Raw genomic sequence first — 1451 nt, forward strand, 5'->3', positions numbered from 1 at the left:
AGCTGGCGGGTTTACGACAGCACTACCGGGTCCGCCTCAGAATTCCTGGCCACGCTCTGCATGGCATTGCACCGACATGTCCGCCGTCCGTCCATGCGGACTCCAGAGAAGGACAAGAACCCCGCCGAGATCGTCGACCTTAGTCGGCCCGAAGTAGCGCCCATCGATCGATCGTGGATGTGGATTGAGCAGGAAAACTTCGTCCGCTCTCAGCACTTTACATCCCTCCCAGGCCGGCATTTCCCGGCCCAGAGTGTCGGCATCCATGGCGTCCGCGACGTGGACTCCACGCACGAAAACAGAACCTCCTTCCCGGCAAATTTCATCGCCCGGTAGCCCCGCAATCTGCTTGATGAGGGGCCAGTCCCTCCCGACGTAACCGCGCGCCGCCGCCCAGTCCGCTTCACCGCTTCGGGCTGAGACGATGACCCAATCGCCTCTTGTGAATGGATCATCGCTCAGCCCGTAGAGCCCGATGGGCGCGCTACCGGTCCGGTTCCAAATGAAACGGGTACCAGGATCAAATGCCAGTCCTGCAACAGCCGCCAGTATCCCGGCAGCTGTAGCAGAAGCCCATTGCGCCTTCACTTCTTTTTCTCAACGCGTGTAGACGTGGACGAGAACATCTGGCGCTCTGACCATGCCAGGAGACTGGCGCGTGTGTAGAAGACGCGTGCGCCATGCTTGCGATAGATTGGACCCCGTCCTTCGCAGCGATAGTGATCCAGCGTCGAACGTTTGAGGCGGAGAAAATTTGCTGCCTCCACCACATTGAAGAGGTCATTGTCATTCGCCGCCTGAGGCACTGTCTTGTCTGCATCGCTCATTCTTGTGCTCCTTTCACTGATATCTTGCGATGCGATCAAACTGCGCGATCCTGCGCAGGATTTGAGAGGAAATATGCGCGCCGTGGGTTTTTCCCCTCCCCTGTTCACCATGTTTCTGACATGCGGAAAGCCGCCCCGGAGGCTTGCTCCGGAGCGGCTGGGGAGGAGGATCTGAACCCTCAGTCTTTCGGGTTCCAGAGGATCACATGGCGGCCTTTCTTGCCCTTGACCGGTGCGAGGTTCGCATAGATCCGGCGGGGACTGATTTGCGGATCGGCGAGGGTCAGCGAGACGTATTCGCGTCCCGAAGACTTCGCCTTGCGCATCCAGCCACCTCCGATTTCGGTCGAGGTCTCTCCGGCGAAGATGCGGTAGTCCGGTTGGCCTTCAGAGGCTTTCTCGCCATTCTTCTCGATGCGGATGGCCGCATTAAGGTTCATCATTGCGAGGGTGCCTTCGAAGCCGGCCTTGGTCTCGCTGACATATCCGAGTGCGTTTGCCATTGGGGTTCTCCTTTTCGTTCCTTTGGCTTGTGTCTCCGGGAACCCCTTGTCCCCGTCGACGCCGGACCGTGAGGACGCGCTGTCCCGGGCCTGAACCGCATGCGGGCGCAGCAAAGCGGAG

Annotated in this window: 3 protein-coding genes; all 3 read right to left on the reverse strand. The window is 59.7% G+C overall.

Going from position 1 to position 1451, the window contains the following annotated elements; translation table 11 throughout:
• Nucleotides 1-36 precede the first annotated feature (36 nt).
• The 3 genes from HY26_RS17955 to HY26_RS17965 all read right to left on the reverse strand — a co-directional run bounded on the left by HY26_RS17955 (nucleotide 37) and on the right by HY26_RS17965 (nucleotide 1330).
• Complete coding sequence (locus HY26_RS17955) at nucleotides 37-588, reverse strand: S26 family signal peptidase (protein ID WP_112074269.1); 552 nt, start codon at nucleotides 586-588, stop codon at nucleotides 37-39.
• Nucleotides 585-827, reverse strand: coding sequence for a helix-turn-helix domain-containing protein (locus HY26_RS17960; protein ID WP_112074270.1), 243 nt, complete (start codon nucleotides 825-827; stop codon nucleotides 585-587). Before HY26_RS17960 ends, HY26_RS17955 begins: the two co-directional genes overlap by 4 nt.
• A 179-nt stretch (nucleotides 828-1006) precedes the next feature.
• Nucleotides 1007-1330: a DUF736 domain-containing protein gene (locus tag HY26_RS17965; RefSeq protein ID WP_112074271.1), complete on the reverse strand. Its 324-nt coding sequence runs from the start codon at nucleotides 1328-1330 to the stop codon at nucleotides 1007-1009.
• Nucleotides 1331-1451 lie beyond the last annotated feature (121 nt).

It is taken from the genome of Hyphomonas sp. GM-8P (assembly GCF_003263315.1).
Taxonomy (GTDB): domain Bacteria; phylum Pseudomonadota; class Alphaproteobacteria; order Caulobacterales; family Hyphomonadaceae; genus Hyphomonas.